The sequence below is a fragment of the Pedobacter namyangjuensis genome (assembly GCF_003313325.1).
GTDB classification, from domain to species: Bacteria; Bacteroidota; Bacteroidia; order Sphingobacteriales; family Sphingobacteriaceae; genus Pedobacter; species Pedobacter namyangjuensis.
Window position 1 is genome coordinate 201701 of the sequence record NZ_QMHQ01000002.1, and the last position, 26364, is coordinate 228064.

Annotated in this window: 22 protein-coding genes; 8 read left to right on the forward strand and 14 right to left on the reverse strand. The window is 37.2% G+C overall.

Features of this window, described 5'->3' with window-relative positions; genetic code table 11:
- Positions 1 to 211: 211 nt before the first annotated feature.
- The 5 genes from DUT69_RS08075 to DUT69_RS08095 form a co-directional block, all read right to left on the reverse strand.
- A complete protein-coding gene (locus tag DUT69_RS08075; RefSeq protein WP_113652727.1) occupies positions 212 to 1285 on the reverse strand; it encodes a DUF3667 domain-containing protein in 1074 nt (357 codons plus the stop codon).
- An 18-nt stretch (positions 1286 to 1303) separates the two neighbouring features.
- Positions 1304 to 2689: a nucleoside permease gene (locus tag DUT69_RS08080; RefSeq protein WP_113652728.1), complete on the reverse strand. Its 1386-nt coding sequence runs from the start codon at positions 2687 to 2689 to the stop codon at positions 1304 to 1306.
- Positions 2690 to 2808: 119 nt separating this feature from the next.
- On the reverse strand, positions 2809 to 3420 hold the full coding sequence (locus DUT69_RS08085; RefSeq protein WP_113652729.1) for a bifunctional nuclease family protein: 612 nt from the start codon (positions 3418 to 3420) through the stop codon (positions 2809 to 2811).
- Positions 3421 to 3473: 53 nt separating this feature from the next.
- Positions 3474 to 4442, reverse strand: coding sequence for an electron transfer flavoprotein subunit alpha/FixB family protein (locus DUT69_RS08090; protein ID WP_113652730.1), 969 nt, complete (start codon positions 4440 to 4442; stop codon positions 3474 to 3476).
- A gap of 78 nt (positions 4443 to 4520) precedes the next feature.
- Entirely contained in the window at positions 4521 to 5258 is a 738-nt protein-coding gene (locus DUT69_RS08095) for an electron transfer flavoprotein subunit beta/FixA family protein (RefSeq protein ID WP_113652731.1), read from the reverse strand.
- 105 nt (positions 5259 to 5363) lie between these two features.
- On the opposite strand from DUT69_RS08095, the gene DUT69_RS08100 reads away from it, so the two are divergent.
- Together DUT69_RS08100 and chrA are read left to right on the forward strand one after the other, a co-directional pair.
- The gene (locus DUT69_RS08100) at positions 5364 to 5699 is read left to right on the forward strand and encodes a tetratricopeptide repeat protein (protein WP_113652732.1); all 336 of its coding nucleotides are present in this window, start codon (positions 5364 to 5366) and stop codon (positions 5697 to 5699) included.
- A 25-nt stretch (positions 5700 to 5724) separates the two neighbouring features.
- The gene (gene chrA, locus DUT69_RS08105) at positions 5725 to 6924 is read left to right on the forward strand and encodes a chromate efflux transporter (RefSeq protein ID WP_113652733.1); all 1200 of its coding nucleotides are present in this window, start codon (positions 5725 to 5727) and stop codon (positions 6922 to 6924) included.
- Between the two features lie 10 nt (positions 6925 to 6934).
- Here chrA and dnaB read toward each other — a convergent pair whose 3' ends face one another.
- On the reverse strand, positions 6935 to 8491 hold the full coding sequence (dnaB, locus tag DUT69_RS08110) for a replicative DNA helicase (RefSeq protein WP_113652734.1): 1557 nt from the start codon (positions 8489 to 8491) through the stop codon (positions 6935 to 6937).
- A gap of 186 nt (positions 8492 to 8677) precedes the next feature.
- Here dnaB and rlmB point away from each other — a divergent pair, with 186 nt between their 5' ends.
- Positions 8678 to 9442, forward strand: coding sequence for a 23S rRNA (guanosine(2251)-2'-O)-methyltransferase RlmB (gene rlmB / locus DUT69_RS08115; RefSeq protein WP_113652735.1), 765 nt, complete (start codon positions 8678 to 8680; stop codon positions 9440 to 9442).
- Between the two features lie 304 nt (positions 9443 to 9746).
- Here the strand turns inward: rlmB and DUT69_RS08120 are convergent, their stop codons facing one another.
- Complete coding sequence (locus DUT69_RS08120; RefSeq protein ID WP_113652736.1) at positions 9747 to 10838, reverse strand: mannose-1-phosphate guanylyltransferase; 1092 nt, start codon at positions 10836 to 10838, stop codon at positions 9747 to 9749.
- A 456-nt stretch (positions 10839 to 11294) separates the two neighbouring features.
- On the opposite strand from DUT69_RS08120, the gene recQ reads away from it, so the two are divergent.
- Together recQ and DUT69_RS08130 are read left to right on the forward strand one after the other, a co-directional pair.
- Entirely contained in the window at positions 11295 to 13484 is a 2190-nt protein-coding gene (recQ, locus tag DUT69_RS08125; protein WP_113652737.1) for a DNA helicase RecQ, read from the forward strand.
- Positions 13485 to 13495: 11 nt separating this feature from the next.
- Positions 13496 to 14218 (forward strand): YqjF family protein, encoded by a 723-nt coding sequence (locus tag DUT69_RS08130; protein ID WP_113652738.1) that lies wholly within the window; start codon positions 13496 to 13498, stop codon positions 14216 to 14218.
- Here the strand turns inward: DUT69_RS08130 and DUT69_RS08135 are convergent.
- The 3 genes from DUT69_RS08135 to DUT69_RS08145 are packed head-to-tail and all read right to left on the reverse strand — an operon-like array spanning position 14215 to position 17203.
- Positions 14215 to 14634 carry a DUF6526 family protein gene (locus DUT69_RS08135; RefSeq protein ID WP_113652739.1) on the reverse strand — a complete coding sequence of 140 codons (420 nt, stop codon included), beginning with the start codon at positions 14632 to 14634 and terminating at the stop codon, positions 14215 to 14217. The two genes, DUT69_RS08130 and DUT69_RS08135, sit on opposite strands and share 4 nt — an antisense overlap.
- A gap of 1 nt (position 14635) precedes the next feature.
- Positions 14636 to 16531 carry an OmpA family protein gene (locus DUT69_RS08140; protein ID WP_113652740.1) on the reverse strand — a complete coding sequence of 632 codons (1896 nt, stop codon included), beginning with the start codon at positions 16529 to 16531 and terminating at the stop codon, positions 14636 to 14638.
- Positions 16532 to 16579: 48 nt separating this feature from the next.
- Positions 16580 to 17203, reverse strand: a complete 624-nt coding sequence (locus DUT69_RS08145; protein ID WP_113652741.1) for a 7-carboxy-7-deazaguanine synthase QueE — start codon at positions 17201 to 17203, stop codon at positions 16580 to 16582.
- Positions 17204 to 17249: 46 nt separating this feature from the next.
- On the opposite strand from DUT69_RS08145, the gene DUT69_RS08150 reads away from it, so the two are divergent.
- Entirely contained in the window at positions 17250 to 17585 is a 336-nt protein-coding gene (locus tag DUT69_RS08150; protein WP_113652742.1) for a Rieske (2Fe-2S) protein, read from the forward strand.
- 66 nt (positions 17586 to 17651) lie between these two features.
- On the opposite strand, the gene DUT69_RS08155 is transcribed toward DUT69_RS08150, so the two are convergent.
- Together DUT69_RS08155 and lepA are read right to left on the reverse strand one after the other, a co-directional pair.
- Positions 17652 to 18533 (reverse strand): bifunctional 5,10-methylenetetrahydrofolate dehydrogenase/5,10-methenyltetrahydrofolate cyclohydrolase, encoded by an 882-nt coding sequence (locus tag DUT69_RS08155; protein WP_113652743.1) that lies wholly within the window; start codon positions 18531 to 18533, stop codon positions 17652 to 17654.
- Positions 18534 to 18616: 83 nt separating this feature from the next.
- Entirely contained in the window at positions 18617 to 20404 is a 1788-nt protein-coding gene (lepA, locus tag DUT69_RS08160) for a translation elongation factor 4 (RefSeq protein ID WP_113652744.1), read from the reverse strand.
- Between the two features lie 1023 nt (positions 20405 to 21427).
- Here lepA and DUT69_RS08165 point away from each other — a divergent pair.
- Both DUT69_RS08165 and DUT69_RS08170 read left to right on the forward strand, forming a co-directional pair.
- Positions 21428 to 23233, forward strand: a complete 1806-nt coding sequence (locus tag DUT69_RS08165; RefSeq protein WP_113652745.1) for a hypothetical protein — start codon at positions 21428 to 21430, stop codon at positions 23231 to 23233.
- Positions 23233 to 24189, forward strand: a complete 957-nt coding sequence (locus DUT69_RS08170) for a hypothetical protein (RefSeq protein ID WP_113652746.1) — start codon at positions 23233 to 23235, stop codon at positions 24187 to 24189. Before DUT69_RS08165 ends, DUT69_RS08170 begins: the two co-directional genes overlap by 1 nt.
- A gap of 30 nt (positions 24190 to 24219) precedes the next feature.
- Here the strand turns inward: DUT69_RS08170 and DUT69_RS08175 are convergent, their stop codons facing one another.
- Positions 24220 to 24786, reverse strand: a complete 567-nt coding sequence (locus DUT69_RS08175) for a DUF4411 family protein (protein ID WP_113652747.1) — start codon at positions 24784 to 24786, stop codon at positions 24220 to 24222.
- Entirely contained in the window at positions 24783 to 25955 is a 1173-nt protein-coding gene (locus DUT69_RS08180; RefSeq protein ID WP_205314238.1) for an ImmA/IrrE family metallo-endopeptidase, read from the reverse strand. Before DUT69_RS08180 ends, DUT69_RS08175 begins: the two co-directional genes overlap by 4 nt.
- Between the last annotated feature and the right edge of the window lie 409 nt (positions 25956 to 26364).

Here is a 26364-nt window from a genome sequence, read left to right on the forward strand (position 1 = left end):
ATCGGGTTTATCTTTAAAAGGTAGCTGTGCTTGGCTACCAACAATCTCTCATAGCAGTAGCAAAACCACAATGGTAAACGGGATTGAAGCGACATCCTTTTTTAATGTGAGCCTGGGGCCAGGGGCAAAGGAAGTTAAAAAAGATATAGCAAAAAGCCCGATTAACGCTGATAGTAGCATTAACCGGGCTTTTCTAAAATTAAATATTCTGCTAAGTCATGGCAAAACTAACTAACATAATAACCAATAAACAAATAGTGAAAACGGTTATGTAACAAAAGTTTAGAAAAAATATTTTTAATATAGTTACCCAGCGTGAGCTACCATAAAAAGTACGCAATGAACGATAAATATACCAAACCATGTAAAAAAAGCATGCGGTAGCCAAAATTCCGTTTATAGGGAAGAATAACTTAAATACCCACTGTAATGCCATAGTAAACAGCACAGCCAAGAATAATGCGGAGTGTACGTGGAAAGAGTAGATTAAGTGCTCGTAGTAATATTTGTCTTTGTTAATGTAAACTAGCTTTAAAATTAATGCAAATAATGGCAGTAACAAAAACATCATTTTGGGCACGTTATGTAATAAGCCCTCTACAAATTTCTGTTGCGGATTTTCGTATTGGTTTATTTCTATAAATCTTTTAACAACGTAATGCTTTACAAAGCCATCTCTGTCTTTTTTGGGAAGAGCCGCTTGTTTGTTTTCGTAGGCTAGAACAGTACTGTCTAAACTAGACCAAGACTCTCTGCCAAATTTAAGTTTGCTTACTCCTTTATTCTTCTTGGTGTTTTCAACGGTGTCTTTTGCAATTTCTTCTCTAGCCTCGTTAAGAATACTATCTCTAAGTTTGTTGCCACCAGGAATATACTTTAGGTTTTCTTCTACAGTAGCTAGCGCTATACTGTCTTGCTGTTTTTTAGAAAGCTGGGTAGTTTCTACAACTTTTTCTTTTTTACCTTCTTTTATTTTACCACCTAAAGTAAATAGAAAGAAAACAATACTTACAAAAATATATAAGCGGATAGGGTGGATGAAAGATACCCTTTTACCTGCTACATACTGTTTTGTAAGTTCACCAGGTTTTAGCAAAAGCGGTTTTAAAGTGCCAAAGAACTTATTCTCGAAATGGAAATAATCTGCAATGGCGTGTGCTACCATGTGCATAGCATCTTCTTTAACTACGATGTTTTCCTGTCCGCAATGCGGGCAAAAATGTTCTTCGACAATGTGGCCGCAATTAAGGCAATCTTTTTCTTTTCTAAGTTTACTAGATGACATTGTAGGTACCGGCTAAAATTAATGGGTGATTGCTTCTATTGCCTTTTCTTGGGCTTTAGTATGTTTATGCTTAAAAAATATCATGAAAAGAACGGTAATTATCAAAGCGTAAATGGTAAATGCTAACCAGATGTTATGCCAATCTTTTACATCCAATGCTCTACTTAAATTGCCGTTTTCTAAAACTGAAATTCCTTTCTCACTTAAAAAGTTTAATAAGTGTTTATCGGTTGAAGTTGCATTAACGTGTGCTGCTAAAGCTTGTATATTGGTATAAGATTCTGTAAAATATTTTTGGATCATCCAGCCAGAAATAACACTACCCAATACAGCTCCAAAGCCGTTGGTCATCATCATAAATAAACCTTGTGCAGACGAACGTGTTTTTGGAGTAGTTGAGGTTTCTACGAATAAAGAGCCAGAAATGTTAAAGAAATCAAAAGCCATTCCGTAAACTACGCATGAAAGTATGATCATCCATAAGTTGCCAGAAGGATCGCCGTAGGCAAATAAACCGAAGCGGAAAACCCAAGCCAACATAGCAATTACCATTACCTTTTTAATGCCAAAACGTTTTAAGAAAAATGGGATTGCTAAAATAAACAACGTCTCGGAAACCTGAGAAATAGACATTATTATGGTAGAATATTTAATTACAAATGATTCTGCGTAAACTGGAAGTAATTTAAACTCATCTAAAAAAACATCGCCATAAGCGTTGGTTAATTGTAAAGCACCGCCCAAAAACATAGAGAATACAAAAAACAAAGCCATTTTATAGTTGGCAAATAATTTGAAAGCATCTAAACCAAATTTCTGCATTAATGTAGACTTCTCTTCCAATGAATTAGAAGGTGGGCACTTTGGTAAGCTAAAAGCGTAAATGCCTAATGCTAAGGCACCAATACCAGCTATATAAAACTGGTTTGCACTTGCTTTGCTTTCGGTTAAATTGGTCATCCACATGGCGGCAATAAAACCAATTGTACCCCAAACCCTTATTGGTGGAAAGTCTTTTACCAAATCTAAATTGTTAGATTTTAAGGTAGAGTAGGAGATTGAATTACTTAATGAGATAGTTGGCATGTAAAAACACATGGCTAAGAATATAGTCCAGAAGAAAGCATTTGGTGTTTCTACTTGCGGTATATAAATTAGCGTACAAGCGTAAAGTATGTGAAGTATTGCATAAAGTTTCTCTGCATTTATCCATTTATCGGCAATAATACCGGTAATAGTTGGCATAAATAAAGACGCAAAACCCATTGTGGCAAAAATTAGCCCAAATTGTGCACCGTCCCATTGTTTAGTTCCAAACCAATAATTTGCAATGGTGATAAGCCAAGCTCCCCACACAAAAAATTGCATAAAACTCATCAGAGTTAAGCGAAACTTAATATTCATAAAAATGTTTTTGTTGTTTAGTTTTGTAGCCGTAAGTTATCATTAATTTGAAATAATAACGATAACGATGTCAAATAAATGAAGGAGCAAATTTGCTCATCATTTAAGGCTATATGGTTTTAGGCATTTCTCCTAGCAATTTCGTCTCTAATTCTTGCGGCTTTTTCGTAAGCTTCTTCTGCTAAAGCTTCTTCAAGTTTTTGCTGAAGTTCTTCTGTAGATAAAGATTGATAACCAGACACAGGAATGGAAGTTTGCATATCTTCAGAGCTATGCTCTTTTGTAATTGCATCCATATTTTCCAAAAACAGAAAATCATTTCCTTCAATTACAATTCCTGCAGATGATAAAATAAATTCGTAGGTATAAATAGTAGCATTGAACCTAACTGCTAATGCAATTGCATCTGATGTACGTGCATCAATTTCTTGGGTATTTTGACCATCAGTGCAAATTAATTTAGCGAAAAATACACCATCAACTAAGTTGTATATAATTATTTCAGAAATTTCAATGTTATATATGTTAGCGAAACTTTTAAAAAGATCATGCGTTAATGGACGCGTAGGGGTCATCTTTTCTATTTCTATTGCAATTGCTTGAGCTTCAAATGCACCAATAATTATGGGTAAACGTCGTCTACCGTTCACTTCGCCTAAAACTAAGGCGTAAGCACCAGATTGTGTTTGGCTATAGGATAAACCTACTATATCAAGTTTTACTTTTTTCATATTTATAAATAAAAACCTCGTAGGTTCTAAAACCCACGAGGTTTCTTGTAAAACTATCCTTTGTGTGCTTTTAAAGCAGCGATAATTTTTGGAACAACTTCAAAGGCATCACCAACAATACCATAATCTGCAACTTTAAAGAAAGGTGCTTCTGGATCTTTGTTAATTACAACAATAACTTTTGATGAACTTACGCCAGCCAAATGCTGTATAGCGCCAGAAATACCAATAGCGATGTATAAATTTGGACTAATTGCAATACCGGTTTGGCCAACGTGTTCTGAGTGTGGTCTCCAATCTGCATCAGAAACTGGTTTAGAACATGCCGTAGCAGCGCCTAATAAATCTGCTAATTCTTCAATCATTCCCCAGTTTTCCGGTCCTTTTAAACCTCTACCTGCCGAAACAACTAATTCTGCATCTGGCAATGAGACCTTATCAGTGGCTCTAACAATTTCTTTTACAATTGCTGTTAAATCTGTAGACTTCACTTCTGGAGAGAAGCTTTCTATACTCGCATCAACAACGTTTTCTTTTACGCCAAAAGCATTAGGATTTAAAGCGATAACCTTATTTGCAGATGTTAGTGTTGTAACTGCAAATGCTTTTCCAGAAAATGCTGTTTTTTTAACAGAAAAACCAGCCTCTGTAGTTGGTATTTCAACAGCACCATCTACTAAACCAGCTTTAAGTTTTACTGCAATACGAGGTGCTAAACCTTTTCCAGAAAAAGAGTTAGATAGTACAACTAAATCAGCATTCTCTTTTTTGGCAGCCTCAGCAATAACTGAAGCGTAAGCTTGGTTAACAAAGGTTTTAAGTTGATCGTTTGCTACGTTTAAAACTTTTGAAGCACCATATTTACCTAACTCTTTTAAATCTCCTTCAGCAACATTGCCTATTGAAATAGCGGTTAAGTTTGTGCTCTGACTGTCTGCGATTGCTTTTGCATACGAAACGGCTTCAAAAACTGATTTCTTGAACTTTCCGTCAACTTGTTCTACATATACTAATACTGACATATATAATTTATTTCCTTAACAGGATTTTAGTAAAATTTATTCTTTGATTGTTAAATTTCCCCTTAGGGATTTACGGGCTTATATAACCTTTGCTTCGCTATGCAATAAGCCAATTAATTCTTCGGCGGTATCTGCGTTTATTAACTTTACCGTACCACGGGGAGCAGGCGTTTCGAACTTGGTTACTTTAGCCAATTCGTCAACAGCTACAGCTTCTACTACAGTTAAAGGTTTTGTACGAGCAGACATAATTCCTCTCATATTTGGTATTTTAGGCTCAGCAGTACCTTCTGCGCAACTTGCAACAAATTTTCCTGTAACAGTAACCACTTCTTTACCACCTTCAATTTCTCTCTCTATAGTGGCAGTTGTTCCATCGTAATCTAATTTTTTGATAATGGAAATAGATGGAATATCTAAAAATTCGCCAATCATTGCAGCAACTTGAGATCCGTTGTAATCAATAGATTCTCTGCCACATAAAATGATGTCGAACTCATTTGCTTTAGCATACTCTGCAATTTGAAAAGCTGTAAAATAAGCATCTCTTGGAGTTCCGTTTACACGAACAGCATCATCTGCGCCAATAGCAAGTGCTTTTCTAATGGTAGGTTCTGTAGCGCTTTCGCCAACATTTATAACCGTAACCGTTCCTTTCCCACCTTCACAAAGTTCAATTGCTCTAGATAAAGCAATCTCATCATAAGGGTTTACAATAAATTGCACTCCTGCAGTATTGAATTGTGTATTATCGTTGGTAAAAGTTATTTTTGTCGTCGTGTCTGGCACGTTACTAATACAAACTAATATTTTCATATGTATATATTTGATTAAAGGTAATTGGAATCAAAATTATCAACACAACTATGGTTCCATTAAATTGTCTTTGTGCAAATCTAATTAAAAAAGCAGGGAATTAAAATGCAAAACACTCGATTAGCTAAGTTATTGGAATTTTTAAAGAGCGAACCTAACGATAGCTTTATTTTATACGCATTAGCTACAGAATACAACTCATTAAATGACAAAGAAAATGCATTTACTTACTATTTAAAATTGGTAAACGAGCATCCTAACTACGTTGGTACATACTATCATTTGGGTAAGTTATACGAAAAAGAAGGCAATACAGAAGAGGCAATTTTAATCTATAAAAAAGGGATGGAGATTGCTCGCGGAAAAAGAGATATGCATGCTTTTTCTGAGCTACAAGGCGCCTATAATTCTGCTGCTGGCTTAGATTATGAAGACGACTAGAAACAATATCTAAACCACCGCCAAAATGACTAACAGGCAACTATTGTTTATTAGAAATGTATTCTTTTTTACGTTTACTGCTTTTGGTGGTGCGCAAGCGCACATATCTTTATTGCTTCGCTATTTCGTAAAGTCTACGCGTTTTGTGTCTGAAGAAGATTTGTTGGAATTGAACGCCTTAGCTCAAGTTTTACCTGGCCCGGCTTCCACGCAAACATTAGTGGGTATTGGTTATAAAGTTGGGGGTTTAAAGCTTGCAATTGTTACGTTTTTAATTTGGATAATTCCATCAGCAGCCATTATGACCTTAGCGGCGATTAGCTATGCGCTACTAGATCAAAAGCAGCGTTTTACCGATGTATTCGAATTTATTCACCCAATTGCTTTAGGTATTGTAGCTTATGGCGCTTATAATTTGGGGCAAAAGGTTTTAAAAAACGAGATTTCCATTCTACTGGCTATTGGTGCTGTAGTAGCCACATTGGTGTTAAAAAATGCTTACGTATTTCCTTTATCTATTTTAATAGGAGGAATCGTTTCTTCGGCGATTGGTACGCCTAAGGAAGAAACGGATATTAGAGTTCGTTTATTTTCTAATATTAATCCAAGGAAATTAAGTTATTTCATTGGCGTTCTTTTACTTATGGGTGCTTTAGGAGCGCTCATTAACCGTACATCGCCATTTAGTTTACCGATTAGACTTTTTGAGAATTTTTACCGAAACGGAATGTTTGTTTTTGGAGGCGGACAAGTTTTGGTTCCTTTAATGTTTACCGAATTTGTACAAATGAAACAATATTTGTTGCAATCAGATTTTATATCAGGCTTTGCTTTGCAACAAGTTTTACCTGGCCCAACTTTCTCTTTTACGAGTTATTTAGGTGCCTTAAGTATGAAACAGGGTGGTTATGGGATTTTGGGTCAGTCTTTTGGTGGTTTGTTAGCTGTACTTGGCATTAACTTACCCGGCCTAATTCTTGTGCTTTTTATTGTTCCTTTTTGGGATGATCTAAAGAAGATAACCAGAATAAAAAAATCGTTATCCGGAATTAATGCGGTAAGTGTAGGTTTTATAATTGCAGCGTTTATATTGCTGGCAAAGCCGATAGGGTTTCAACCGTTACCAATACTTTTAATAATAGGTACGTTTTGTATATTGAATTTTACAAAAATAAGCCCGCCATTTATTATTTTGGCAGGCATACTTTTAGGCTATTTTATTTAATATTGGCTAATTAAAACGGTGGTTCATCATCATTAAAATCATCCATTTTAGATGGTCTGATAATAACATTTCCATCTGGCTTATCGAAACTCGCCGAAGGCGCCATCGAACTCTCTGCAGAGAAACTATTTTGACCCATAAAATCGCTTTCCAAATCAGCAAACTTAACGTATTTACCAATAAAGCGTAAAGGAACAATTCCTGTTTCACCATGACGGTTTTTTCCGATGATTACCTCACCAACACCAGCGTTCGAACGTCCGTTCTCATCTTCTGTAATACCATAATATTCTGGTCGGTATAAGAAAAGCACCATATCCGCATCCTGCTCAATAGATCCAGATTCACGTAAATCTGATAGCATTGGCCTTTTACCATTCTGACCAGGTCTGCTTTCCACCGCTCTACTTAATTGAGACAGTGCCAATACAGGAACCTCCAATTCTTTAGCTACAGATTTTAGCGCTCTGGAGATACTACCAATTTCCTGCTCACGGTTACCGCCACCTTCACCTTTACCATGCATTAACTGCAAGTAATCGATAATAATCATCTGTATATCGTACTGCGATTTTAAACGACGGCATTTAGCTCGAAACTCAAAAATGTTCAAAGCAGGTGTATCATCAATTAGAAGAGGAGCTTCGGTTAAAGTGCCAATTTTGCTATGCAATTGTTGCCATTCCCATTCTGCCAGGTTTCCTTTTCTAATTTTCTCCTGCTCAATTTCCGTTTCACCAGAAATTAAACGATTAACCAATTGTACCGACGACATCTCTAGCGAGAAAACAACTACGGGTTTTTTAAAGTCAACCGCTGCGTTTCTTGCACAAGTTAGTACAAAGGCGGTTTTACCCATTGCAGGGCGGGCTGCAATAATAACCAAATCAGATTTTTGCCACCCACCGGTAATTCTATCTAAATCTGTAAAGCCAGACGGAACACCAGTTAAGCCGTCAGTTTTTGTTCTCAACTCTTCTAACGTTGCTAAAGATTGTTTAACAATCTCATCCATTTTCTGCGTATCTCTACGTAAGTTGTTTTGCGCAATATCAAACAGGTTTTTCTCTGCATGATCGAGCAAATCGAAAATGTCTGTAGTATCTTCGTAGGCGTTAGTTATAATTTCTGTAGAAATTCTGATTAGTTCTCGCTGTATATATTTTTGAGAAATAATACGAGCATGATACTCGATATTGGCTGCAGAAACAACACGGTTAGTTAAATTTGTAATATAATAAGCGCCACCAATAATTTCTAAAGTGCCATTGGTACGCATTTCAGAAGTTACGGTTAAAATATCAACCGGTTTAGATTTTTGAAATAACTGTTGTATAGCTTCAAAAATTTTCTTGTGCGCCTCGTTGTAAAAAACTTCTGGTTTTAAAATATCAATAACGGTAGACAAAGCATCTTTCTCCAACATTAATGCACCTAAAACCGCTTCCTCTAAATCTGTTGCCTGAGGTGGAATTTTGCCCATCGAGTTAAAAGAACTTGATAATCTGCTCTTTCTTGCCGAGGTAGTAAATTTTCCCTGTCCCTGTTGTTCGTTATCGTTATTCATAACCCCAAAATTATGCAAAAGAAAGGGTCTATTTTCATTTTCTTTTAAACAAGCTGTTAATTAACAAGTTGCATTTTTGCTGTTGTTTTAACAACTTATAGTCTTTTGTAAACATTAAAATGTTAATAAGCTTTTGTGCAATTACAATAAAAATATTTAGTTTACTTTTGTGCCACAATAAAAAGTATGGATAATTTTAGGAGACCGCAACGCGTAAAAGAAAACAATGAGTTTGTTTTTGGTATTAGAGCTGTAATTGAAGCTATTAAAGCTGGAAGAGATATTGAAACGATTTACCTGCAACGCGGACTTTCGGGTGATTTGTTTACCGAGCTTAAGTCGCTTTTGCACGGCACATTAATTCCCTTAAGTGTAGTGCCGGTTGAGAAACTTAACCGCATGTCTCAAAAAAATCATCAAGGCGTTATAGCAGTTATATCTCCAATTACTTATCAGAATATAGAAGACATAATACCTGCAGTTTTCGAAAGTGGCGAAACACCCTTTATTTTAGTTTTAGATAGCGTTACCGACGTTAGAAACATGGGGGCTATTGCTCGTACTGCCGCTTGTGCTGGCGTTCATGCCATAGTTGTACCGTTAAAAAATGCAGCCCAAATTAATGCCGATGCTATTAAAACTTCGGCAGGGGCCTTGTTTAATATTCCAATTTGCCGACATAATAATTTACATAAAACTTGTTTGTTTCTACAAGAAAGCGGATTGCAGATTGTAGCATGCACAGAAAAAACAAACGATTTAATTTATACTCCAGATTACACGTTGCCAACTGCAATTGTAATGGGCTCTGAAGATGAAGGCATTTCTAACGAATTATTACGTGTAGCAAACCATTTGGCTAAGATACCAATGGCCGGAAAAATTGAATCGTTAAATGTGTCTGTTGCTGCAGGTGTAATTTTATACGAGGCTATTAGACAAAGACAATAGCACTTTTATTTGAAGCGCAGTTTTAGTTTAATTATTAAAGTGTCCTCCGGCTTTACACTATATGCCCGATGAAAAATCGGGCGATGCCGTTTCAATCCGGGCTAATGATGATAGGCGGTGCATTTAATCGGGGTTTTATTTACTGAGCGTTAAAAATTAAACCCAACATACGCGTAAATGCCCGATTGAAGCGTGGACTATAGTTTTAAAGATTTGCTTACTTTTTTCACGGGTTTTTTCGGGGATTGAAGTATTGGCGGGACTCATTTTGCCAAGTGCCACCAACACTGTTTTTCTGAATATATTAAATAAATTTTCCGCCGAATTTCGATTTTACATCAGCAACTATGTTTTTAACGTTTTGTTCTTCGGAACGTGGGCAAATTAATAGCGTGTTATTTGATTCTACTACGATATAATTGTGTAGACTCTGCAAAATTACCAGTTTGTTGCTCGGTACATTTACCATGCAATTAGAAGAATCGAACATCATTACCTGATCTGATGGAATAACAGCGTTACCAACGTAATCCTTTTCGGCCATTTCATATATGGATGCCCAAGTACCTAAATCAGACCACCCGAAATCTGCTGGCAAGACATAAACGTTCGTAGCTTTTTCCATGATAGCAAAATCGATGGAGATATTGGTGCATTGCAAGTATGCGTTGGCTATAAACTTAACTTCATTTTCTGTATTGTAAAAAGCATTTCCTTGCACAAAAATCTCATGCATATCTGGCAAATGTTTCTCAAAGGCTTGGTTTATCGCTTTTGCCGACCAAATGAAAATGCCTGCATTCCAAAGAAAATCGCCGCTTTTAACAAAGGTTTGCGCCAATTCTAAGTTTGGTTTTTCGGTAAATGTTTTAACCTTGTGAATTAATTCGTCTGATGGTAACACTTCGTCTACATATTGGATGTAGCCGTAGCCGGTATCTGGTCTGTTCGGCTTAATACCAAGTGTTATAAGTACATTATTATGTGCGGCAGCCTGGATAGAATGATTTAACGCATCTATAAAACCTTGCTGGTTTGCTATGGTATGATCTGATGGAGCTACAATAATTACGGCATCTGGATTTAGCTCGGCAATTTTCATAGATCCGTATGCAATACAAGGTGCAGTATTACGCATAATTGGTTCAGCTAAAATCTGGTTTGCACCAATGCTTGGAATTTGTTCCTTAACCAAATCAACGTAAATATCGTTTGTTACAATAAAAATATTTTCTGGCGGACAAATTTGAAGGAATCTATCGTATGTACTTTGAATAAGTGTTTTTCCGACACCAAAAAAATCTATAAATTGTTTAGGAAACTCTGTTCTACTTACTGGCCAGAAGCGGCTTCCGACACCACCGGCCATTATTAAAGCGTAATTATTCTTATTCATGTAAACAAATATAGTTTTATTTCAATTATCATCTTAAACAAATGGTCATTCAAATGTATCATTCTTATTAGTTGTAATGCCAATAAGATTTTATTGTTGCTACCAAGTTGATAATGCAATTAGCTTAACAATTTTAACGATAAACAGTTTTTTGTTTCTTTAGCCTACGATACTAATTTTTTAATTTTATAATAAAATAGTAGATTGTTAAGTTACTTTATAAGTGCAACAAGAAGTTTAAACATGTTTTTCGTTGAATACAATTCGTGCAGGTAAATTTTAGCGATTATAGTGGATGATGCTACTTGGTAGCACAATATTGTCTATTTAAAATAAACTGGGTAGATGTATCGGATTTTTACTTTTTAAACAGAATTTTTTAGTATATTAATACTTTAATTAACTCAAAATTATGTTATTTTGAACAATAATAACACACAATATCTGAGACAAAAAATGGACGTTAAAAAGTCGTTGTTTGACAACCTACAAACTTTTTTCGGTTTTGATAATTTTAAGGGAGACCAAGAGCCCATCATTACCAATATTTTAGAGGGAAAAAACACGTTTGTAATTATGCCAACCGGTGGTGGCAAATCTATTTGTTATCAATTGCCGGCCTTAATGAGCGAAGGAACAGCGATTGTAATATCGCCTTTAATTGCGCTAATGAAAAACCAAGTAGACCAACTTAGGGCTTTTGGTGGAAGCGACAGTATAGCACACTTTCTAAATTCGTCTTTAAACAAAACCGAAATTACACAGGTAAAAACGGATTTGTTAAATGGTAGTACCAAGCTTTTATATGTTGCACCAGAGTCTTTAGCCAAACAAGAAAATGTAGATTTTTTGCGTCTGTTAAAAATATCATTTGTTGCTGTTGATGAGGCCCATTGTATTTCGGAATGGGGGCATGATTTTAGACCAGAATACCGTAAAATCAGACAAGTGATTGCCGGTTTGGGAGATAATATTCCTGTTATTGCATTAACCGCTACAGCAACGCCCAAGGTACAACAAGACATTATAAAAAACCTGCAAATGACAGATGCGACATTGTTCAAATCGTCATTTAACAGACCAAATCTATTTTATGAAATACGCCCAAAAAAGGATGTAATAAAAGAGATTATCAGGTACATTAAATATAATACCGGTAAATCTGGAATTATATACTGCTTAAGTCGCAAAAAGGTAGAAGAGGTTGCCGAGAGCTTAAATTTAAACGGCATCAAGGCATTACCATATCATGCTGGTTTAGAACCAAAAGTTAGGGCCGAAACGCAAGATAAGTTTCTGATGGAGGATGCAGAAGTAATTGTAGCAACGATTGCTTTTGGAATGGGGATAGACAAACCAGACGTGAGGTTTGTAATACACCACGATATACCGAAAAGCATGGAGGGCTACTACCAGGAAACGGGCAGGGCAGGAAGAGATGGTGGAGAAGGCGTTTGCGTAGCTTTTTATGCGCAAAAAGATGTAGACAAGCTGGCTAAGTTTATGAAAGACAAGCCTGTTTCTGAACGAGAAATAGGAACTCAGATTTTAAAGGAAGTAATAGATTACGCCGAATCTGGTGTTTGCCGAAGAAAGCAGATTTTACATTACTTCGGCGAGAATTTTAATGAGACCGGCTGTAACGGCATGTGCGATAATTGTAAAAAAGCGAAGCAACAATTTGAAGCCGAAGAGCATTTGCTAACTTTTTTAAAATTTGTTCAATCTACCGGAGAGCGTTTTGACGACAGCCATTTATTAAATGTATTTATGGGCAGCGAAACTGCTCAAACCATTGCCTATGAGCAAAATAAACTTCCAGAATTTGGTTTCGGCAAGGCTGACGGCGAAATATTGTGGAAATCGTTAATTCGACAAGCTGTTTTAAATAATTTTGTGGCTAAAGATGTAGATAGCTATGGGATTTTAAAACTTACCAAAGGTGGAAGAGATTTTATTGAAAATCCATATAGCTTGAAATTTATTCTAAATGAGCTAATTGAAAATACTGCTGAGGATGACGACGAAGACGTAAAACAAGGTACTGGTGCTTTAGATACCCAATTGTTGGGTTTGCTTAAAGACTTACGTAAGAAAATAGCTAAGCAAAAAAATGTACCTCCGTTTGTCGTTTTTCAAGATCCATCTTTAGAAGAAATGTGTACGCATTATCCGATTGCTATAGATGAATTAAAACAGATATCTGGAGTTGGACATGGGAAGGCAATTAAATTTGGTAATCCCTTTATCGAATTAATCAAAAAATATGTGGAGGATAATGATATTGAGCGTCCGATTGATTTGGTGATAAAAACCCAAGCAAATAAATCGGCTCTAAAAGTTTCGATTATCCAGAATATTGATAGACAAATAGGTTTGGAAGACATTGCCCGTTCTAAAGGAATAACGTATTTTGATATTCTAAAGGAGGTTGAAGCCATCGTAAACTCTGGTACGAAGTTAAACTTATCATATTTTGTTGATGAAGTAATTGATGAGGATAGGCAAGATGAGGTTTTCGATTATTTCAGGGCAGCAGATAATGATTCTATTGATGTGGCATTGAAAGATTTGGGCGAAACCGATTACACTAGGGAAGAAATCCAATTGATGAGGATTAAATTCATGTCTGAGCTTGGAAATTAAAGGTTGGACAAATGATAGGCAATAATATCTTTTTATCAGCCGAATGGCGAAAGCTTGCGTTAGCAAATTACGAAGTTGATAAGGAGGTGTTGGTTAAGTATTTGCCACCTTTCACAGAGCTAGACGATTGGCAAGGAAAATATTACGTTAGCTTGGTAGGCTTTATGTTTATAAATACCAAGTTGCGTGGTTTTGGAATTCCATTTCATGGAAACTTTGAAGAAGTTAACCTAAGATTTTATGTAAAATATAATGAATTCGGCGAATGGAAGCGAGGGGTTGTTTTTGTTAAGGAAATTGTACCAAAACCAGCAATAACATTTGTGGCCAACACTATTTACAAAGAAAATTATCAGACCTTAAAAATGAGCCATAAATGGGAGCAGAGCGATGATACACTTTCTGTTGAATATAGTTGGAAAAGCAAAAAATGGAATAGATTCAAAGTAATGGCTCAACCAAATGCAGAATCTATTGCAATTGATAGCGAAGCAGAATTTATTACTGAGCATTATTGGGGTTATACAAAAATTGAGGCAAATGTTACTTCAGAATATGGGGTAGAGCATCCTAGATGGGAAGTTTATCCAATTAACGATTACCTGATAGAAGTAGATTTTGCTGAAAACTATGGTAATGATTTTGGATTCCTAAACCAAAGAAAACCAAATTCTGTTATGCTTGCCGAAGGATCGGAAATTAGAGTTTTGAAGGGAAAAAAGATTAGGGCCTAAATCCTGTGGTAATCGCCACGCCAGTTTTTAACCGCTAACTTTATATCTTTTGGAGAAAGATTTTCCTTCAAGGTTCTATCGACTAGTAGCACAAACTCATCATCTCCTGCAAAACGTAACGCTAAAATTTGTCCCATAATAAGATTACTTGGCAGCATTTTTCCAGCTAGTATGTAGTAACGTAATCTTTCATCGGCTCTTGCTGCTCGGTCTTGCGCTTTAATGGCATTCATCCTTGCAAATATTAATGCTGATGTAATAAGTATAAAGGCAAGAACTAACAAAAAATTAGTTAGGCCGAAATTACCCTTAAATAAACAATAAACCGATAAACCAATGCCAATTACAGCTAACGGTATTGCAACAAAGTGAAATAACGGATTAAACCTTACATGGTTATTATAATTTTGAGCCATATTATGTTTTTGTAATTTTAAATTCAGTTCGTCTATTTTCTTTTCTGCCTTGCTCGTTAGAATTATCTGATTTAGGATTTGACTCTCCGTAACCTTTAAAAGTCAATCGGCGTTTATCAATGCCGTTTTTAACCAAAAAATCTAACACAGCCTTTGCTCTATTTTCTGATAATTTTTGATTTAACTTTTCATCGCCTACATTATCTGTATGCCCTTCGATTTCTATTTCTACACCAGTATTTGTGTTTAATAAATCAATTAAAAAATTCAGCTCTATAACCGATGGGGGCAATAAATCGAATTTATTGGTGTCGAAGAAAATATTTTGCATAGTAACTTTATTCCCCGTTTTTATCTTCTCTAAAAGTATTTCTACCTCATAAGGTTCAGATGCGCTGGCTTCTTTTAATTCAAAACGTTGCGAGTTAAACAAATATCCCTCAGCATCTACATTAAAAGAATAGTCTGAGCCGAGAGGCATTACCGCTAAAAAATCTCCAGTTTTGGCAGATGTGTAGTCGTTAAAAACAGCATGGTTATTTTTTAAATCGATGATTAGAACAGTTGCTTCCAGCAAATCTTTACTTTCTTTATCCCTAACAAAGCCTTTAACATAAGTTATAGCTTTTGGTTTAGCTACATCAGGCATTTTAAAACGATAAATGTCCAAATCGCCAAACCCACCACCTAAATTAGAAGAAAATAATCCTTCGGTTCCATCTGCAGTTACTATTAAGCCGATTTCTTCATTAAACGTATTTATGGGATAACCCATATTAAAAGGAGTTGAAAAAGTACTATCATCTTTTAATCGGCTGTAGAAGATGTCCTTATCGCCAAAACCTGGCCATCCGTTAGAAGAAAAATATAAAGTTTTACCATCAGCATGCATAAAAGGTGTGTTCTCATCAAATGGCGTATTTATCTGCGGACCTAAATTTACCGGATCTGTCCATATTCCATCTTCAGTAAGCATGCTTTTCCAGATGTCATAACCACCAATACCGCCTGGTCGGTTGCTAACGAAATATAAGGTTCCCCCGTCTGGGCTAATAGAAGGTTGAGATTCCCAATGTTCGGAGTTGATAATGTTGCCTAAATTTTTCGGTTTTCCCCAATCATTTCCGTCTTTATGACTTACGTAAATATCACATCTGCCTAGGCCATCAGGTCGGTTACAGCCTGTAAAAAAAAGGTATTTACCATCAGGAGATATAGACTGCGCACCTTCGTTATAGTTAACAGTATTAATTACCTTGCTCAATGATGTCGCTTTTTGCCACTCGTTGTTTTGTTTGCTAGAAATAAAAAAATCTTCATTACCATCAACAACCCTAGTGAAAATTATGGTTTGCCCATCGGCAGTTATTGCGGGAAAATAATCTCTGTTTTCGCTGTTTACATAAAATCCCATATTTATGGGTTCAAATTTGGTTGGCTTTTTTATAGCTTCTACCGCAAAGTCGCAATCAAGAATATATTTTTTTGTTTTCGAAATAAGATCGGTATCAGATCCAGCATAGTTTTTTTGAAAGTTAAGAAAGTTAACTTTTGCTTCCGTATAGTCGCCAGTAAGTAATTCGCTTTCGCCTAATACATAATAAATCCTTGCATCTATGGTAGCGGCACTGCTCACAGCCTTACGGTAATTTTCTTTTGCTTTAGGATGCGACTTCATCCTTCGATAAATATCGCCAAGCTGAATGTATGCAAACTGGAATTTTGGATCTGCTTTTACCGCCGCATCTAGATATTTAATAGCTTCGTCGTAAATGTTTTGCCTTAGGTATTGTTGGGCATCTTCGAAATTATCTTGTGCTTTTTTAACCGTCGAAACTTGCGCTTCTGCGTTTAATGCCACAAAGATTAATAAAAACGAAACAATAAACTTATTCATCAATCCATTATTTAGGTTGATGGCTAATTTAACTAAAAAATAGATTATTTACGGGATGTTAAGGAATTTGTGCGTTTGCAATGAAATTTCCCATTTAGGGTTTGCCATTACATATTCTACAATCAATGGCGTCATTGTGCTGGCTTTAGACCACTCTGGTTGTAGGTACAATTTACAGTTTGGCGAAACTGTTTCTGCGTATTTCTCTGCCCACTCAAAATCGCTTTTATTAAAAACTATCACTTTTAACTCGTTCGCAAAGGCGGTAATATCTGGCCTAGGTGCTTTAAATTTTTTAGGAGATAAACAAATCCAATCCCAAGAGCCAGAAAGGGGGTAAGCGCCAGAAGTTTCTATAAAGGTTAAAATATTTTTTTCTTGAAGCTTTTTAGTAAGATAATCAAGATTGTAAATAAGTGGCTCTCCACCGGTAACAACCACAGCTTTTCCCGGAAAGGTGGCTGCTTTAGCAACAATATCATCTGTATTTGTAAGTGGATGTAATTCTGCATCCCAACTTTCTTTAACATCACACCAATGACAACCAACATCACAACCACCTAAGCGAATAAAATAAGCCGCTTTCCCGGTATTAAATCCTTCGCCTTGTATGGTGTAAAATTCTTCCATTAATGGAAGCAGTGTGCCGTCTTCTGGTATATTGTGTGCCATTTTGTAAATTAGAGCGCAAATATACACATTCAACACAGCACAAAAGATGATTTGGGTAAAGGTTTTGTCAAAACAAGAATTGGAACGGGAAGATTTTATAGAGACTTTGAAAGTTGACGGTAAGAAAATATGTTTAGTTAAAAACGATGGAAACTATTACGCAACCCAACATAGTTGTCCGCATGCCGGAGGAGTTTTGAGTGGTGGTTGGTGCAAAAATGGAAATATTGTTTGCCCTATACACCGGTATGAATACAGCCTAAGTACAGGCCGGGGCGCAAAAGGACAAGGCGATTATATCGATATCTATCCAACGGAAATAAAGGAAGACGGACTTTACGTAGGGCTAAAGCAAAGCTGGATAAGAAAATTGTTTTCTTAACTTGAAGGGGCAATCATCGAAACGGATAATAGCCCCAATTAAATAGTTGTCTATCGGTATTCGGCCTTAAGAATATATTTCGCCTTTGGCAGATGCTAGCGTGTTTTTTAACAGACCCACAATTGTCATTAAACCTACACCGCCCGGCACAGGGGTAATCCAAGATGATTTTGGAGCAACATTTTCAAAATCTACATCACCGTAAAGTTTAAAACCAGATTTAGTTTCTGTTGATGTTTCTCTATTTATACCCACATCTATAATAATTGCACCTGGCTTAATCATATCAGCGGTAACAAAGTTCTTTCTGCCAATTGCGGCTACAACTATATCGCCTTGCAAAACCATTTCTTTTAAGTTTTTAGTTTTACTATGCGTAAGCGAAACCGTACAATTACCCGGATTAGCGTTGCGAGCCATTAAAATACTCATTGGGCTGCCTACTATATTACTTCTGCCTACAACTACACAGTGTTTTCCGGTTGTATCAATATTATAAGCTTGTAGCATCAACAAAATACCATAAGGCGTTGCTGGAATGAAACAAGGTAAATTGCGCATCATTCTACCTAAATTCACAGGGTGAAAACCATCAACATCTTTACGATAATCGATTTTCTCTGTTACTTTCTCGGGGTCGATATGCTTTGGTAAAGGCAACTGAACGATCAATCCATCAACATCAGCATCTGCATTAATTTCTTCGATCTTGGCTAAAAGCTCTGCTTCAGTAACTGTATTATCATATCTAAACAACGACGATTTAAATCCAACTTTTTCGCAGTTTTTCATCTTGCTGGCTACGTAAGTTTCGCTACCACCATCATTACCAACCAAAATAGCTACTAAATGAGGCTTACGTCCACTTTGTGCTAAAAAAGACGCTGCTTCTGTAGCTATTTCATTTTTTATTTTTTCTGATGCGAATTTGCCGTCGAGTAGTTGCATTATAAGTATCTAGTAGTTAGTAATCAGTATTTAGATAGGTGAGTGGTGTTGGAAATACCACCTACTATATTCTAATAATTGTTTTAATCTAATTTTAAAACCGCCATAAATGCAGTTTGCGGAATCTCTACGTTTCCAACCTGTCGCATACGTTTTTTACCTTTTTTCTGTTTTTCAAGTAATTTACGTTTACGAGAAATATCTCCACCGTAACATTTAGCAGTAACATCTTTACGTAAGGCACTCAATGTTTCGCGGGCTATAACCTTAGCCCCGATAGAAGCTTGTATTTTAATCTCAAATTGCTGACGAGGAATTAATTCTCTCAACTTTTCGCAGATTTTTTTACCAAAATCATAAGCATTACTACGGTGAATTAATGAAGACAAGGCATCTACTGGTTCATCGTTTATCAACATGTCTAAACGTACCAAATCAGATTTCCGGTAACCAACTTGATGATAATCGAACGAAGCATAGCCCTTTGAAATTGTTTTCAATTTATCGTAGAAATCGAACACAATTTCACCCATCGGCATTTCGAAAACTAACTCAACTCTATCAGACGTTAAGTAGGATTGGTTTACAATTGTTCCTCTTTTTTGGATACAAAGTGACATTACTGGTCCAACGAAATCTGCCTTGGTAATAATATTTGCTTTGATAAACGGTTCTTCAACAGAATCTAATTTACTTGGATCAGGCAAATCAGACGGATTATTTACAAAGATTTCTTCGCCTTTGGTGGTGTGGGCAATATAGGATACGTTAGGAACCGTGGTAATTACCGTCATATCGAACTCACGCTCCAAACGCTCTTGAATGATCTCCATGTGCAACATTCCTAAGAATCCGCAACGGAAACCAAAACCTAAGGCAGCAGAACTTTCTGGTTCGAAAACGATGGAAGCATCATTCAATTGCAACTTGTGCATGGCTTCTCTAAGTTCTTCAAACTCATCAGTATCAACAGGATATATACCTGCAAATACCATTGGTTTTACTTCTTCAAATCCTTGAATTGCATCTAATGATGGTCTTGCGGTAGTGGTAATCGTATCACCAACTTTTACTTCACGAGCTTCTTTAATTCCAGAAATGATATAACCAACATCTCCCGTTTTAACAGAACTTCGTGGCGACATATCTAATTTCAAAATACCAACCTCATCTGCTAAGTATTCCTTGCCAGTATTGATGAATTTTACCTTGTCGCCTTTTTTAATTTCGCCATTAACTACTTTATAATAAGCAATAATTCCTCTGAACGAGTTAAAAACACTATCGAAAATTAAGGCTTGCAAAGGTGCTTCGGGGTCGCCAACCGGTGCAGGAACCCTATCTACAATAGCTTGTAGGATTTCTGGAATGCCCATGCCTGTTTTGCCGGAAGCGGGAATAATTTCATCGCGTTTACACCCAATTAAATCAATAATTTGGTCTTTAACTTCCTCTGGCATTGCGCCTGGCAAATCCATTTTATTTAAAATAGGTATAATTTCTAAATCATGCTCTAGAGCCAAGTACAAGTTAGAAATTGTTTGGGCTTGTATACCTTGCGAAGCATCTACAATTAGCAATGCGCCTTCACACGCAGCAATAGAACGAGAAACTTCGTAAGAAAAATCTACGTGACCCGGAGTGTCGATTAAGTTAAAAACATACTCTACATCTTCAACTTTAAAGTTCATCTGTATAGCATGACTTTTAATCGTTATTCCACGCTCACGTTCCAAATCCATATTATCAAGCAATTGTGCTTGTGCCTCACGCTGAGAAATTGTGGCTGTATATTCTAATAACCTATCGGCTAAAGTACTTTTACCGTGGTCGATATGTGCAATTATGCAGAAATTACGTATGTTCTTCATCTTTGTGCAAAGATATGCTTTTAAAGGTAAAATGGAAAAGGTAAAATATAAGGTCAGCACACGCACAATTCCATTCAAAATATTTTAAAAAGCTACATGCTGCAAGAGTATAGCATAGTTTGGTTTTATGCTATGCTTTTTTGGATGTATTTATTAAATTAACCAGTTATACAACCAAGTAAATTCAATTAACTTTAATTTCACAGAAATCCCAAAAACATAGCGTCTCAATCGGATTAAGAATGCAAAAGACTTGCAATTCTTTACGTTGTTTAAACGAAAAAGCCTCAGATTTCTCTGAGGCTTTATGTGATCCCGCTGGGATGTGAACTACGTTCATTTTTCAGCGTTTAAGGGCTATCTGGAAGGTTTTTGAAAAGCGACTCACCGAATCACTCACCTTTTTGTCTGTATTTTTTAGTTGCAATTGCTATTATTTAAATATAAACCTTTTATTTCATAAGTCAAAAAAATACACCTTTTTTCTGAGTTCGAATCACGTTGGGAGTACAATTGGGTTAGTCTTGTCAACCGGATTGTCAAGTAAAGAGAAACCCGCTTAGACATAATTGGCTTTTTTGGTTGTCTTTATTTTTTTAATATGCACAAGTAATGCTGCGCTTAAGACTTGCGCCAGTGGGCGGAGGACAGTTTACTATTGGAAATTTCCTATGGTGACTTTACGACCTTGAGGGAGAATTGCATCAAAGTGCAGCTGCTTGTGGAGAAGATCAGGGCGTATTACGAAAAGATGAAGGTGAGCCATGCGGCTGAACTGGTGAATTTGAATGCCAGTGAGCGCTACCAGAAGTTCTTTGCCGCGCACAAGGGGCTTTCAATGTGGGCAAGCATAAGGACATAGCCAGTTTCCTTGGGATAAGGGATGACGATTTCCATCGCTACCAATGAGCGGAATGTTCATATTTTTTACTTGTGGTAAAGTTTAATTTTTTATTGTTAGTTTTATTCAAGATCTAAATTGGATCATATTAACCTTTAGATGGTGTTGATAATATTTCGGTTATGGTAATTGCAGCTTTTCACATTCCTAAAGGTTATTTGCCGAATGTTTTCGGTGAGTCACATCCTCCGTTGACCATCAACTTCGGGGGTAAAAACCTATATACTTTTGAAGGTGGCCAACTATCCAAGGTAGAACCGAACAAGTTCTATATCGACGATATTTTCAGTAAAAAGGGGATTTCACTGGTTTCATCTGTTGTCGGTAACAATGGAAGTGGCAAAACCACTCTCATGCGTGCCCTTGCAAACTCTTATCACTGTAAATATGTTCTGGAAAAAGCAGACGGTACTTATGAAATCACCGACAACATAGAAAGTATACACAGGATCTATTACACACCATACCTGCACGACCGGACTGAAGACGCGGTGAGGACTAATGGGAAAGATCTTTCAAAGTTTGCGGTTATTACACTTGATAATCATGGTAGTAGTGGACAATTGGCAGACTTTTTAAAAGCCCATAATTCCGAAAAAGTAAAGCGATGGATAAAGTTCAACCACTTTTATCGACAGTTGGAAGCTAAGAAAGTACCATTGCCAGTTTTCGGATATGTTAGAATGGAACTGAACCATTTTGATGCAGATGTTCATAACACTCATGCGTTTCACCAAACCTCATCGCAGTTGAGGCCCGCCATTAGCCAAATTTTCGAGAAGATGCCTGTTGAGCAGGACGCCAAATTCGCAGAATACTTTGAGCGTGACGATCTCGAGGATGAACAAAAAGAGGCTATTGAGAGATTGATCCGTTTTGAATATGACCTCTACGAAGTCGCGCTGGGCAAGCTGGTGAATGTGCTGGAAGCAAGAGGAAACCGATATCTGGAAGAAGGTTTTATCGCTGCTGGTTACGAACATGAAATCCAGAACAGAACGGTGAGGGATTCTATGTTATGGTTTTTAGAGAACGCAGGGGTGGTCACTAAGGAAAAGTACAGTTTTAGTGAGCACATCTCCCTTATAGAATTCATAGATTACATAATGAAAATAGTATCTCCAGAAATACTTGATAACGACAATTGGCGACATATATGGGTTACGGAGGAACAGGCATTTGAGATTATAACCATCTATGATAAATTCAACCAGTCATTTATAAACGACTGGTTTGTATATGATAAACGACCAATGTTTACCTATGTCCCGGATATCGTGCCAAGTTCTGGCGAGGAAGGGTTCCTAGATCTATTCAGTACGCTTTATTCGCACTCGGAGAATATAAAAAACAAGATCGACATAGATTTCCATTCATCTGATTCGCTCTCTAAGATCGGAAAAAATATATTTCTTCTCTTGGATGAGGGGGACAATGCTTTCCATCCCCAGTGGAAGAAGGAATACATCAAATATATCAGGGAAGTTATTCCAATAATTTTCAGAGGGTATGAAATTCAAGTAACCATTTCAACCCATGACCCCTTAACGCTTTCTGATTTTCCCAAAAACAATGTCGTTTTTCTGGAAAAGAATGGCTTTGTATCGCGTATCAAGGAGTCGTCTGGAATTCGCACGTTTGGCGCTAATATTTCAGACTTGTTGAAGGATTCATTTTTTATCCAAGATGGTCAGATTGGAAGTTTCGTTGCTGGAGCAATCGACTGGGCCATAAATGCAATGCTAAAAAACCAGTTGTCAAGACAGAATATTGAGGATATCGAAAGACTGATTTATACTATCGATGAGCCTATTATCAAGTTCAAGCTTGCAGAGATGCTATCGGACTGCACAGGGAACAAGGATTTCGAAAAGGATCTTTTGGATTTGGAAATACAGAGGCTCGAAGAAAGGAGGAAACGAATCTAATGTTTTATATTGATCAAAGCACTACTCAATTCCAACATGCCAGGGAAGAGCATTTGTCGAACATCAGATATATTATTAAAAAGAAACTTCTTGGGGAGCATTTTATAGAAGCCCATCCAAAAGGGCTTGACCGGAAAATCAGATTGGTTACAGGGATCCATTCAAATGTTTCCAAGTTTTTAAACGATGACAAAAACCTCCGCGATCTTATCGATGGATATCCAGACGTTTTAGATAGGTTAAAAAGCAAGTTCAAGAGCAAAAGAGAAATAGCAAGCATCAAGAAATTGTTTAGATATGATGCGTTTATCAATAAGAATTTGGACAATACGTTTGGGTTTTATAATGCATACAATTTGGCTGAAAATCTTGATATACAGACCTGCGTTTACTGCAACCGGTTGTATACCAATACCATTATCACTATTGCCAGAGACTTTATCGTGAGACCTACTTTTGATCATTGGTTTCTAAAATCGGAATATCCTTTATTGGCCTTGTCTTTCTTTAATCTTATACCTAGCTGCAATGTATGCAATAGCAGTGTTAAAGGTGCCAATTCCAGTGCACTGAGGGATATTTTTCATCCTTATTTTAAGCACACTAATATCAACAAGGTTTTGGATTTTAAGTTTTCCTATACACTTGAAGATCACCTGAATGCTCATTGCAAGATTGTTAGCGCCAATAATTTCACATTGGACAGTATCGAATCGTTGAAGCTAAATGATATATATCAAGCGCACAGGGAAGAAATTAGAGAATTGATTTACCTAAAAAAAGCTTACTCAGAAACATATTTAGCTTCGCTAAAAGCGATATTAAGAACTTCTGTGACTAATTCGGAGATATATCGCCTAGCATTTGGGGTATATTATGAAGACCAATGGTTGATCAAAAGACCACTGAGCAAGTTAAAGAAAGATGTTTTGGCAGAACTGGGAATATTAAGTTAGTCTCTCTTCCCACTCATTTAAAGTTAGACCTTAGCTAAATAGCGAAAATTGATGTTCAGTACCCAATCTGATGTGGTCTTTGAGGTAATTAGGTAGGCTCATGCAGTTTACGCCGATCGAAGAACAGTTATCAGGTATTTTTTTGAATATCTTGCCATCGTTTGCAGTTTTTGTTTCTTCAGTGACCACGACTGCATCGGCCGACTTAAGGTTTAATGCATACAAAATCAGGGATGCATCAGCGCTTGCCAGGAACCTTCCTTTTTCGTTTTCGAACTCGACTTCTGTGATCCCCTTTTGCTTTACCAGGAATTTGTTGCAGAACTGGTTGTCCACCATATTATGGAATTTCTTTCCAGGCAATAGGTCGCTAGTCTTTGCTATAAGTGCAGGTTTGGCCGTTATGAAATCCAGTTCCTCGACGACTATTCCCTTGGCGGTCTGTTTGCATTCCTGGAGTACCTTATCGGTGATGATGAGTTCACCTGATTCGAATTTCTGTTGTAGCAGCGTTTTTAGCTGGTCCTCCTTGTCGAAAGGAAGATAGTATCTGACAATGGCCAGCAGGGAAGAGGTGTCCATTATCGCCCTGATCATAGGTAGCTGTTTATTTTTTCGCTCTTGATGTTGAGCCTCTTGCAGAATTCCGCTTCGTTGATCAGCCCGGTATACAGCGCGCTTTTTATCGTTTCAAGAAACATCGGCGAGATAATCGGCTTGGGACTGCCGCCCGGCGCTTTTCTACCTTCAGCTAGTGCCTTGATCTTTTCTGCCTCCATCCGCTTTTTCTCAGTTTCTTCCCACTCGCGTATACTCGATAGGATATTATCGGTGACCGTCTTGTAGCTCACCGGGGAGATCTTATGGGACAGTAGTAGTCTGGTGTAGAGCGAAAGCGTACTTAGATGGGTGCGCTCGGAGACCTGCTCGATCAGATCGGTATAATAATCGTTGGCCTCGCTTGCGGTCTGGATCGCGGCAATCTCCTTTTCGTATTCGCCTACCAGGAAATAATAGGCAAAATCATTACACCAACGCTCGATATCGCTCAGCTTGTTTCCCTTTGCAGACATTTCCTCACTGATGTTGTCATCGATCTCTTCCTCATTGAGCAGGTAATGTCCCAGTTCATGCGCCAGAGTGAAAATTTCCCGCTTTAGTGATTTTTGGTTGCGCTTGAGCACGATCACATTGGGAGAGAGATAGAATCCGTTGATGTTCGCCTTGTTCTTCTTATTGTGCGTTTCGACAAATTCAAAAACGATGATGTTATGCTCGCCCAGCTTTGCGATAAAGTTTTCCAGGAATTTTTTCCGATCCTTTACGAACCGCGGGTATAAAATCGGTCTAATCTCCTCTGCTGCCAGCTTTGGATCCTGCTTGGTACTGTATACCTTGAGCTGTCTTTTAATATTGAAGTCCGAAAGTTTGGCCAGCACCGAAAAGGAGAGTTTTTCTTGTTCGAACCTGTTGACTATCTGTCTTGCACCCAGGTTAAGGTCTGCATTGAAATGGTCCTTACGGAAAAAAATACTCTCGTCCTTGGACTGGATGGGATCCTTAGGATCTGTATAGTAGCCCAGACCCTTTCCAAATATCTCATCGATCTTTTTGAGCGTACTGATCTTGATGTTCTCGCCGAACACGTCTTCCTGACCGAGCAGTTTGACCCTGTCCTGGTTCAGCATATCCAATAGTTCGCCCCTAGAGATCCCGAAGAGGTTCAATTGGTGTTCAATGCGGTTGACGTTTGGACTGGTGTACATTGCTGGCGTTAAGTTCCCTGCGAAATTACAAAATATAATCTAATGTAAATGTGGCCAAAAAATCTCCTGCTGGCGAGATTTGTTTTCCACAATGTTGTTAACATTCGTTTTCTGCCGGTCTGCCAATTGGGACAGTGGGTGTGCTGGGCAGGCTACAGTAATTCTGATGTCAGACCAGGGCGAAACTTCAGGGCAGAAAAATATTTTTAGAGAATTTATCGGGTCGAAAGTTCGATTTTACATCGTATAGGTCATAATTATTTCTTAATTCAGATAAATTCATTTATATTCCACTATCGGCATTAGGTGTTTTTTTTCGGTGTGGCATTTGTAGTCCAGTGCCCATGAGAAAAATTGAAAGATTAGCGGGTGCGTTGGCAAGGCTCCTTGAGCTCCCGCAACACAGGTT

What these genes read in the sequence shown, in the direction of transcription:
- DUT69_RS08120 (WP_113652736.1), bottom strand. Translation starts at nt 10,838, where the DNA reads ATGAATAAGAATAATTACGCTTTAATAATGGCCGGTGGTGTCGGAAGC.
- recQ (WP_113652737.1), top strand. Translation starts at nt 11,295, where the DNA reads ATGGACGTTAAAAAGTCGTTGTTTGACAACCTACAAACTTTTTTCGGT.
- lepA (WP_113652744.1), bottom strand. Translation starts at nt 20,404, where the DNA reads ATGAAGAACATACGTAATTTCTGCATAATTGCACATATCGACCACGGT.
- rlmB (WP_113652735.1), top strand. Translation starts at nt 8,678, where the DNA reads ATGGATAATTTTAGGAGACCGCAACGCGTAAAAGAAAACAATGAGTTT.
- DUT69_RS08080 (WP_113652728.1), bottom strand. Translation starts at nt 2,689, where the DNA reads ATGAATATTAAGTTTCGCTTAACTCTGATGAGTTTTATGCAATTTTTT.
- DUT69_RS08180 (WP_205314238.1), bottom strand. Translation starts at nt 25,955, where the DNA reads ATGTACACCAGTCCAAACGTCAACCGCATTGAACACCAATTGAACCTC.
- DUT69_RS08175 (WP_113652747.1), bottom strand. Translation starts at nt 24,786, where the DNA reads ATGATCAGGGCGATAATGGACACCTCTTCCCTGCTGGCCATTGTCAGA.
- DUT69_RS08085 (WP_113652729.1), bottom strand. Translation starts at nt 3,420, where the DNA reads ATGAAAAAAGTAAAACTTGATATAGTAGGTTTATCCTATAGCCAAACA.
- DUT69_RS08145 (WP_113652741.1), bottom strand. Translation starts at nt 17,203, where the DNA reads ATGGCACACAATATACCAGAAGACGGCACACTGCTTCCATTAATGGAA.
- dnaB (WP_113652734.1), bottom strand. Translation starts at nt 8,491, where the DNA reads ATGAATAACGATAACGAACAACAGGGACAGGGAAAATTTACTACCTCG.
- DUT69_RS08095 (WP_113652731.1), bottom strand. Translation starts at nt 5,258, where the DNA reads ATGAAAATATTAGTTTGTATTAGTAACGTGCCAGACACGACGACAAAA.
- DUT69_RS08100 (WP_113652732.1), top strand. Translation starts at nt 5,364, where the DNA reads ATGCAAAACACTCGATTAGCTAAGTTATTGGAATTTTTAAAGAGCGAA.
- DUT69_RS08170 (WP_113652746.1), top strand. Translation starts at nt 23,233, where the DNA reads ATGTTTTATATTGATCAAAGCACTACTCAATTCCAACATGCCAGGGAA.
- DUT69_RS08075 (WP_113652727.1), bottom strand. Translation starts at nt 1,285, where the DNA reads ATGTCATCTAGTAAACTTAGAAAAGAAAAAGATTGCCTTAATTGCGGC.
- chrA (WP_113652733.1), top strand. Translation starts at nt 5,725, where the DNA reads ATGACTAACAGGCAACTATTGTTTATTAGAAATGTATTCTTTTTTACG.
- DUT69_RS08090 (WP_113652730.1), bottom strand. Translation starts at nt 4,442, where the DNA reads ATGTCAGTATTAGTATATGTAGAACAAGTTGACGGAAAGTTCAAGAAA.
- DUT69_RS08130 (WP_113652738.1), top strand. Translation starts at nt 13,496, where the DNA reads ATGATAGGCAATAATATCTTTTTATCAGCCGAATGGCGAAAGCTTGCG.
- DUT69_RS08135 (WP_113652739.1), bottom strand. Translation starts at nt 14,634, where the DNA reads ATGGCTCAAAATTATAATAACCATGTAAGGTTTAATCCGTTATTTCAC.
- DUT69_RS08150 (WP_113652742.1), top strand. Translation starts at nt 17,250, where the DNA reads ATGATTTGGGTAAAGGTTTTGTCAAAACAAGAATTGGAACGGGAAGAT.
- DUT69_RS08155 (WP_113652743.1), bottom strand. Translation starts at nt 18,533, where the DNA reads ATGCAACTACTCGACGGCAAATTCGCATCAGAAAAAATAAAAAATGAA.
- DUT69_RS08140 (WP_113652740.1), bottom strand. Translation starts at nt 16,531, where the DNA reads ATGAATAAGTTTATTGTTTCGTTTTTATTAATCTTTGTGGCATTAAAC.
- DUT69_RS08165 (WP_113652745.1), top strand. Translation starts at nt 21,428, where the DNA reads ATGGTAATTGCAGCTTTTCACATTCCTAAAGGTTATTTGCCGAATGTT.